Origin of the sequence: Desulfobacter latus, from assembly GCF_013389365.1 — a bacterium.
Classification (GTDB): domain Bacteria; phylum Desulfobacterota; class Desulfobacteria; order Desulfobacterales; family Desulfobacteraceae; genus Desulfobacter; species Desulfobacter latus.
The window spans coordinates 20,921-29,476 of sequence record NZ_JACADJ010000053.1 but is presented as its reverse complement, the minus strand read 5'-3'; the positions used below and the strand labels follow the sequence as shown (position 1 = coordinate 29,476).

Below are 8,556 nucleotides of genomic sequence, written 5' to 3'. Positions count from 1 at the left end.
TACACTCAATTTTAAAATCCTCTTGTTTCCAAGGTAATGTTTGCCGCGTCAATGTTATGACCGGGTTTGGCGCAAGCAGCACCGGTTTAACCCCTTAGACCTGTTTAACCACTTGCCGTAGAACCTGAAGCTGGCGAGCACCCCAGGGTACCTGTTTCCGATCTAACGTAGTGCTCGAAGCACTTAGACTGGTCAACTTCGGGGCCTTTTCAAGCCCCTCGGTCTTCAGCCGAGGGGTAGTTGACTGGTGAGTCTCCATCGGTCAAGGACTAATTAGAAATTTTATACGTTTTTTGTGAAAACGCCTTATCGATACCAAGATTGTCTTTTGATACATGATAATGCCAGGTATCCAAATCATTCACATAATACAGATTGCTTGACCGGTGAATCAGATTACCGGATTTTTTCAGTGACACATTTATAATCACTTCATTATGAGGCAGCTTGACGGAATCATTGTGGTAGACATGTTCAATGATATCCAGGGAAGCTGCTGCTGCAATTGTACCAGCATAGGCTGATGAGTCTTCAAATAATTTGTAAACTCCAGATCCCAGCGAGGCGATCATGGTAGACGACGGGAGTTTTGGCGGGACTCTTGAACTATCATGCTGCACCAGTTGTACTGACCAGTCTATCTGATATTCTGCATCATCAATTGATTTTAGCTGTAATCCCCTATGTAAAAACTGGGTTCCTAAAAATGATCTGAAAATCCTGCAGAAATTTGAATTGTCGTTGGGAATAAATGTTATGGAACCATCAATGTATCCTTTCTTGTGAATTTCAGCCATTACTGCATTGCTAATGTCTTTCGCAAAAATATTCCAGTGTTCAGAAGCTTGCATTTTTTTTTGTCGTGTGGCTTGGAATGAAACCGGTTTTGGAACCTGACTGCATCCAACAAAAACAATCCCAATGAGTAGACAGGTCAAAAGATATCTAACCATCTGTTTTCCTTTCTGATTTACAGTTCTTCGATGTATCATACGGACATTCCACGCGTATGAAGAACAATTTTAGCAATATTTAAAATGCGACTGCGACCAAAAAACAATTTTTAAAAAAAGTATAAACAAACGAAGAAAAATAGTCAATGTAAGTATAATGATTTCGAACTCTATCGATTTGCTATTAAATGGGAATGCACCCGTGCTTAACTTTTAAATAACTGCATCGCAGTAATAAAAGGCATTTCCGTGTTCTTCAGTGCTTTCCGTGGTTCGATGAAGCAAGCGACTTCAGATGCTCCAGAAGCGCCTGCGCCAACCGGGTAATCAAATCCGATGGCGGCATACCGTCTAAAAGGACAGGAATAACTTCCAGATCCAGGATAGCCGCAGCAGCGGCCGGAAAATTTAAATCATAGACCATTCCGGCCTGAAAAACCTTCATGTTATTAAGCGTGTTTACAAAGCTTAAATCATTCTGCCGGGTTTCAAGAAGGGCCCGGGCAGCCGCTCTCGGAACGTTGCCGTCATCGTGCAGATCATAGGTAAGAAAACCGTGACGTGAATCCGGATTCAGATAATGATTTTTCATTACATTAAAAATATCAATCTTATCCGCATCCCTGAGCAGACGGGCCAGAAGGTTTAAATCACGCCCAAGCGTTGCGGGAAGCCGAGGGCGGTTATGCAGGGCAACGGCCCGCAAAATCAATTGCCTGTCTGTAGCGGATAAATGGGAAAGAATATTGCTTCGCACGATTTCCCGGCATCCCAAGGCGGCATGGTTTTTGGAACGGGCATCGGAATAGGTGTTAAAGACGGCAAACTGGGGGAATCGGCCCATATCATGAACCATGGCCGCAGCACAGGCCCGGGCAGTTTTCGGGCCGTCAAGATCAAGGGATTTGCACAGCATCTCCATGGCCCTGCAAACCCGGGCCGTGTGCTTCTGTTTGAGTACAAATGGGTAGGGATCTTCAGCCCTGTCGACAAAGGGCCGGGTATATGCATAAAACTGTTTTTCTATTTTTAAAAAATCATCGTGGGTCATCATGAATTAATTTCCAGAACAATATAAGGGATAGGGCCATGGCCCTTATTTATCTCCTGCCGAAACAGCCGCTTCTTTTCTGACAAAAAGCATCATGGTAATGCCGCCAAGTACAAAAAAAATAAAAGCGGCGATCAGCGGATCATCTTTGGTCGGCAACACATTGATATTGGTCTGGATTGTTACATTTTCAAGGCAGACCACTTCCCCGGCCTGTTTCACATACTGCTGCGCCATGAACACGGTCTTTTTAAAGGGCCACAAAGCATATAGTGAGCCGGTCATCAACCCGCATAAAAAGGCCATGGTGGCATTATAATGCCGGAAAAAGACAAAGCTGACCAGCCGGGCAAACAAAAGCCCGCCAAAGATGACCCCCAGGCCGAATATTCCCAGAAAAATAAATGTCTCCAAATGAAAACGCTTTAATTCAGAAATGGCAGAAATCACATCAAAATAGGTGCCCATTAAAATCAATACCAGGGAACCGCTGACACCCGGCAGCACAGTAGCAGAGATGGCAAGGGCACCACAAAGTGCAATATACAGATAATATCCGGAAGAATAACTTTGGATCGTTGAAACAATTGTTCCTGACCCAGCCACAGAATCATCCCGATCTTCATTATGAACGAACCGGACCTGACTGGTCCGGGCAAGATGATCGGACTTCATCTTGATTTTATCATAAGGGTTGACCATGGCTGAGACCCATACAGTGATGCCGATACCGGCTACAAGACAAAACATGGCCCAGGTATCAAAACGCTTGAGCATCTTTACCGGTATAATGACGGAGACCAGAATCAGTCCGAAAAAAAAAGAATAGGTTAAAGAAAAATGGGCAAGTAAAAGATATTTCATCAGACTGGACAGGGCAAGAATGGCCACAACGGCACCGGTAGCAAGTTTAAACAGGAAAAGAAAACCGCTTTCCCTGGAAAATGCATAAACATGTTTAAGTCCCGGGACCGGGCGCCTGAAACAGGAGAAAACAAGTTTAAGCCATTTCAGGACAAAAGATTTATTAATCTGGTTTAATATTGAAAATACCCGTTCATATATCCCGAAAACCAACAGAAAGGTTCCGCCGGAAACCCCCGGAATGATATTGGCAACCCCCAGGCAAAACCCCATGAGCAACGCTTTTATGGTTGCCGACACAGCAGAAGAAGAAAAGGACATGAAAATTCACCTCAATAGAGAGATCATTAAGCGGGCCATCCGTGTTCGCCGATGAGCTTGACAAAACGGCAGCCGCCCAGATTGACCGTCCTGATGCCGGTGCTGGTTTTTTCAATACGTAAAAGCTCCTGGGAATACCCGCCCCCCACAGGCATGACCATGCGCCCACCTTCTATCAGCTGATTCACTAAAGGTTCAGGAATCTGATTGCCCCCGGCCGTAACCATAATGGCGTCAAAGGGGCTTTCGGATTTCCAGCCCTGGGTGCCGTCGGAATAGCGGGTTACAATATTATGATATTTCAGGCGGTCAAACAATTTCCGGGTCCGCAGATAGAGGGTATTATTCCGTTCAATGGTATACACCCGGTAAACAATATGGGACAGCACAGCAGCCTGGTAACCGGAGCCCGTGCCGATCTCAAGCACACGTTCCGGACCCTTCAGGGTCAGGCTCTGGGTCATTTCAGCGATGATAAAAGGCTGGGAAATGGTCTGGCCCTCACCAATGGGAAGCGGAAAATCCCCATAGGCGCTGTCTACCAGGGCTTCACTGACAAACAAATGGCGGGGTACCTGATTCATGGCCTGGATCACCAGCGGATCGTTTATTCCCCTGGCAATGATCTGGTTTTCTACCATATCCCTGCGCCAGCGCGAAAATTTTGTGGATTCGTCATTCATGGCCTCTTAATATCAGCAACCACCGTGGTCGTCAAGCATTAGAAAACGGTTTTAAAGCCCGTAATTAAAGTCGTTATGATAGTTAGGCGTCTTTTCATCTTTCCCTTGCATTTAAACGTCAGTAAAAGTAAAAAAAGCCATATGGATAAAACGTCAAAAATGAAGCTAACCGTATTTGTCGCGGTCCTGTTTTTTATATTCGGCACTGCCGGGTACATGTCCATTGAAGGCTGGGGTCTCCTAGATTCCGCCTATATGGCGGCCATTACCCTGAGTACGGTGGGGTTCCTTGAAGTCCATGATCTGTCCGACGGCGGACGGGTGTTCACCATTTTTTTGATATTTACAGGCGTAGGATACTTTCTGTATCTATGCGGTATTTTCATCAGTTCCGTGGTGGATGGTGAAATAAAAAGCATGCTGGGGAGGCAGCGTTTGGATAATAAAATAAAAAAAATGAAAGATCATTACATTGTCTGCGGATACGGTCGCATCGGCAGGGTGCTTTGCAAGTTCGTGGCGGAAGATACCCAGGAGATCGTTGTGGTAGAACAGAAAGAAAAACTCAAGGATCTCCTGGAAAAGGATAAATTTCGCTATATCATCGGAGATGCCGGGAATGAAGAGGTTCTGGAAAAAGCCGGCATCAAACGGGCAAGGGCGCTGGTCGCGGCCCTTGCAGCGGATACGGAGAATGTATTCCTGGTACTCACCGCCAGACAACTCAATCCCGACATCTATATTATGGCCCGGGCAGCAAGCAACATGGTGAGAAATAAACTCTATGTGGCCGGTGCCAACCAGGTGGAATCCCCCTATGATGTTGGTGGGGTTTCCATGGGATTGAAACTGTTGCGCCCGACGGTTTCCAATTTTCTGAACACGGCGCTGTCCCGGGAAAGTGATGCCATACAGATTGAAGAAGCCTTTGTACCGGAAACATCGGATTATTCAGGGAAACCGCTTAAGGATTCCGGTATTCGGCAGAATTATAATCTGATCATCATCGCCATCAAAGAAAAGTCAGGCCATATGGTATTTGCCCCGCATTTTGAAACCATTATCCACCCCCGGGACACCCTGATTGTCATGGGAAAAGCCGAAGACCTGAAGGCGTTCAGGTCTTCACTTGGTAATGTTTAAAATTACTATATTTTATAAATTACCCGGGCATCGGTAATAATGATGTCCACCGTATATTTTCTGGATTCCATCTGAATCTGGTCAACAATCTGCTCTTCATAAGCCAACGCGACCTTACGGCAGGTTTCAGGCAATTTTGTAATCAGCTTTGAATAGTAGTTGTTCCCGAACCCCATGCGTCCGCCCTTGTCATCAAAGGCCAGACCGGGGATAATGGCAATATCCACATCATCCAGGGCGATTTTCTTGCACCGCTCCGGATTGGGTACAAGCATGTCATGGGCGTTGAGTACCAGATCCTTGTCAAAATGACTGATCTTATACAAGAGAAATTTATTTTTAAGGTCCGTAACTACCGGCAGAATAATACTTTTCTCAATTTCCATGGCTTTCCGGATGATCTTTTCAGTCGGAATTTCCTTACTTCCGGGCGGGTACATCAGCACCTGATGGGATTCCAGAAAGTTCGCAAATTCGAATAATTTATTTTCAATAATATTATATTTTTCTTCAATCTGTTCCGGAGACAGGGCATTCATACGTTGCGCTACCAGGCTTAATACACCGTTTTTACCACTTTTCGTTTCATCCATAATCACACATTCCTTAAATTATTGTAAAATAAATTTTTTGAGAAATATTATACACTGTCAGACAATTGTCAACGGGCAATAATCGTTGACTGTTTACATGCCTCATGGTATCTGAATACAATTTTGAAGATATTATAACCAGCCACCCTTCAACCCTATAATCATGCAGGACAAAAATCCAAAATGCTTGACATAAAATTGATTAAAAACGACCTGGACGCTGTTGTCCAGGGCATGAAAAAACGCCGGGCAGACATTGATTTTTCCCCGTTTCTTGAAAATGAGGAAAAAAGAAAAGCGCTCTTAGTTGATATTGAGGCGTTACGCCATCTAAGAAATACTGTTTCCGGTGAAATTGCCGAAATGAAAAAATCCGGCCGGGACGCCCAGCCAAGCATAGATAAAATGAAAGGCGTTTCCGAACAAATTAAGGAAATGGACAAAGTGCTCAATGAATTGGAGGACTGGGTCAAGGCCTTTCTTATTGATATTCCGAATCTGCCCCATGAAGATGTCCCCGTGGGAAAGGATGACACTGAAAACCGACTTGAAAAGACGTGGGGAACGCCTCGCTTCTTTGATTTTCAGATCAAGGATCATGCTGACATCGCCGAAAACTTAGGTATTTTAAACCTTAAGTGTGCAGCAAAACTTACCGGTGCCAGATTTCCTTTGTATATAGGCGCAGGCGCGCGCCTTGAACGGGCGTTAATTAATTTCATGCTGGATATTCACATTACAGAACACGGGTATACGGAGGTTTTACCACCGTTTATCGTAAATAAAGAAACCATGACCGGAACAGGCCAGCTGCCTAAATTTGAAGAAGATCTTTTTAAACTTGAGGGCTGGGATTACTACCTGATTCCCACATCAGAAGTGCCCATGACCAACATCCCGGCCGGAGAAATCCTGGATGAATCCACGCTGCCCATGAAGTTCACGGCATTTACCCCCTGTTTCAGATCCGAAGCAGGTTCCTATGGCAAAGACACCAAAGGATTGATCCGCCAGCACCAGTTCAACAAGGTGGAGATGGTGAAAATCACCTCGCCGGAGACCTCATTTGATGAGCTTGAATCATTGCTGGCCAATGCCGAAGACATTCTCCAGCGCCTGGAACTGCCCTACCAGGTGGTTACCTTATGCACCGGGGATTTGGGATTTTCCGCCACCAAAACCTATGATATTGAAGTATGGATGCCCGGCCAGGATAAATACAGAGAAATTTCTTCATGTTCAAACTGCCTTGATTTCCAGGCCAGGCGGGCAAATATCCGGTTCAGACGGGAAAACGCCAAAAAACCTGAATTCTGCCACACCCTGAACGGGTCCGGGCTCGCCGTGGGCAGAACCTTTGCAGCAATTCTTGAAAACTATCAAATGAAAGACGGAACCGTCAAAGTGCCCAAGGCGCTGGTACCGTATATGGGAGGATTAGAAATAATTGAATACGAATCTTAACCTGTTTCCTGAGGATATCAGACCGCATATCATCCCCTCGCCTCAGGGGGAACTATACTATAAATGTCTTGGCTGCGGTGCCGAATACGGCATTGAAGAACTTTTATACGTGTGCCCGGCGTGCAACCAGGTATTGCTGATCCATGACCGGAACAAAGATCAGCTCAAAGCCATTTCAGGCGAAACCTGGCAGCGAATCTTTGATTACCGCAAAATGCTTAAGATTCCTGCCCTTAAAGGGATTTACCGGTACCACGAATTCATCGGCCCCAGCATCCCGCTTGAGTCCATCATCTACCTGGGTGAAGGGCACACCCCGATGGTGGAGGCCAACCCCGGACTTCAGGAAAAAACCGGGTTGAAATTTTATTACAAAAACGACGGCCAGAACCCTTCCGCCTCGTTTAAAGACAGGGGCATGGCCTCGGCCCTGTCCAGCATCAAATATCTTATTGATCAGGGATTTGTCTCTGAGGTCATCTCGGTATGTGCATCCACCGGTGACACCTCGGCATCGGCAGCCCTTTATGCCTCCTATCTGGGATCTAACGTAAAGTCCGCCGTGCTTCTGCCCCATAAAAAGGTCACCTCTGCCCAGCTGGCCCAGCCCCTGGGAAGCGGTGCCAGGGTGTTTGAAATCCCCGGGGTGTTTGACGACTGCATGAAAGTTGTGGAGTATCTGTCCTCAAGTTATCCTGTGGCACTGCTTAACTCCAAAAACGCCTGGCGTATACTGGGACAGGAGTCTTACTCCTATGAAATTGCCCAGGACTTTGACTGGGATATGGATAAAAAAGTGGTCATGGTGCCCATTGGCAATGCCGGTAATATTTCAGCGGTCATGAACGGATTCTTGAAATTTTACAACACCGGCATCATCAATAAACTGCCAAAGATCATCGGGGTTCAGTCCGAACATGCAGATCCGGTATACAAATACTACCTTGAACCCGATGAAACGAAACGTATATTTACGCCGGTCCAGACCCAGCCAAGCGTGGCCCAGGCAGCCATGATCGGAAATCCCGTATCCATGCCGAGGGTGATCCAGATCGCCAGGGAATATAATGCGGCCAGCGGCCACAGAAATGTTTTTGTGGTCCAGGTAAAAGAACAGCAGATCATGGACTGGCAGCTGACCGCCAACCGGAACGGGCATATCGCCTGTACCCAGGGTGGCGAGTGTCTTGCAGGGATGGTTCAGGCAAAGGCATTGGATCTCGTGGATGAAAGCGAAACCGTAATTCTGGATGCCACCGCACATGCCATTAAATTTTCCGGTTTCCAGGACCTCTATTTTAAAGGGGAACTGGATGACGGCTACGGGATTTCATCTGACAGCCGGTTTATTAATTTACCGGATTTTGTTTCACCCGATGACCCCGAACTGATTCCGTCCCAGGAAAAACCCCTTGGGACATCGCAATTCCAGAAATTCGTAAAGGATGTATCCCAAAAAATCGCCACCCGTTTAGGACTCTGAT

8 protein-coding genes are annotated in these 8,556 nt (G+C 46.2%); 3 read left to right on the top strand and 5 right to left on the bottom strand.

Annotated features, from left to right (window positions below; genetic code table 11):
* Positions 1-269: 269 nt before the first annotated feature.
* From HXW94_RS13480 to HXW94_RS13465, 4 genes are all read right to left on the bottom strand, one after another.
* Positions 270-953, bottom strand: coding sequence for a hypothetical protein (locus HXW94_RS13480; protein WP_178367426.1), 684 nt, complete (start codon positions 951-953; stop codon positions 270-272).
* Between the two features lie 256 nt (positions 954-1,209).
* Positions 1,210-2,007: an HD domain-containing protein gene (locus HXW94_RS13475; RefSeq protein WP_178367425.1), complete on the bottom strand. Its 798-nt coding sequence runs from the start codon at positions 2,005-2,007 to the stop codon at positions 1,210-1,212.
* Positions 2,008-2,049: 42 nt separating this feature from the next.
* Positions 2,050-3,189, bottom strand: a complete 1,140-nt coding sequence (locus HXW94_RS13470) for a DUF368 domain-containing protein (RefSeq protein WP_178367424.1) — start codon at positions 3,187-3,189, stop codon at positions 2,050-2,052.
* A 26-nt stretch (positions 3,190-3,215) separates the two neighbouring features.
* Positions 3,216-3,872: a protein-L-isoaspartate(D-aspartate) O-methyltransferase gene (locus HXW94_RS13465; protein WP_178367423.1), complete on the bottom strand. Its 657-nt coding sequence runs from the start codon at positions 3,870-3,872 to the stop codon at positions 3,216-3,218.
* Between the two features lie 159 nt (positions 3,873-4,031).
* On the opposite strand from HXW94_RS13465, the gene HXW94_RS13460 reads away from it, so the two are divergent.
* Positions 4,032-5,015 carry a potassium channel family protein gene (locus HXW94_RS13460; protein ID WP_178367422.1) on the top strand — a complete coding sequence of 328 codons (984 nt, stop codon included), beginning with the start codon at positions 4,032-4,034 and terminating at the stop codon, positions 5,013-5,015.
* Positions 5,016-5,020: 5 nt separating this feature from the next.
* Here HXW94_RS13460 and HXW94_RS13455 read toward each other — a convergent pair whose 3' ends face one another.
* Positions 5,021-5,608 (bottom strand): 5-formyltetrahydrofolate cyclo-ligase, encoded by a 588-nt coding sequence (locus HXW94_RS13455; RefSeq protein ID WP_178367421.1) that lies wholly within the window; start codon positions 5,606-5,608, stop codon positions 5,021-5,023.
* A 183-nt stretch (positions 5,609-5,791) separates the two neighbouring features.
* On the opposite strand from HXW94_RS13455, the gene serS reads away from it, so the two are divergent.
* Together serS and thrC are read left to right on the top strand one after the other, a co-directional pair.
* Positions 5,792-7,072: a serine--tRNA ligase gene (gene serS, locus HXW94_RS13450; protein WP_178367420.1), complete on the top strand. Its 1,281-nt coding sequence runs from the start codon at positions 5,792-5,794 to the stop codon at positions 7,070-7,072.
* Positions 7,056-8,555, top strand: coding sequence for a threonine synthase (gene thrC / locus HXW94_RS13445; RefSeq protein ID WP_178367419.1), 1,500 nt, complete (start codon positions 7,056-7,058; stop codon positions 8,553-8,555). Before serS ends, thrC begins: the two co-directional genes overlap by 17 nt.
* Position 8,556 lies beyond the last annotated feature (1 nt).